The 351-nt window shown below is 68.7% G+C and carries 1 protein-coding gene; it reads left to right on the top strand.

What is annotated here, in order from left to right; genetic code table 11:
- Positions 1–351: transposase (locus ON21_RS30135; protein ID WP_039803538.1), on the top strand; the 351-nt coding region annotated here is incomplete at both ends.

Below are 351 nucleotides of genomic sequence, written 5' to 3'. Positions count from 1 at the left end.
TTCGACCGGGTCATCGCCGACGCCTCGCATGTGCGGGCGAAAAAAAGGTGCGCCGCGACCGGCCCGAGCCCGGTCGACCGCCGCAAGACCGGCTCGAAACACCACATCCTGACCTGCGGAAACGGGCTACCTCTCGCGGTCGCGCTGTCGGGTGCCAACGTCAACGACCACCTGATGCTGCCCGAGTTGCTCGACCGGGTCCGGCCGCTGCGCGGCAGAGCGGGTCGGCCACGCTACCGGATCAAGGCACTGATCGCGGACAAGGGCTACGACTATCCGCGCGTGTATGCCGACCTGCGGCAACGTCGTATCACCGGGTACATCCCGCGCCGCGGCACCCGCGACACGGTG

Source organism: Nocardia araoensis NBRC 100135, from assembly GCF_000308435.1.
In the GTDB taxonomy this organism is placed as follows: domain Bacteria; phylum Actinomycetota; class Actinomycetes; order Mycobacteriales; family Mycobacteriaceae; genus Nocardia; species Nocardia araoensis.
Note: the sequence above shows the minus strand (reverse complement) of the source record. Positions and strands in the feature narration are given on the sequence as shown.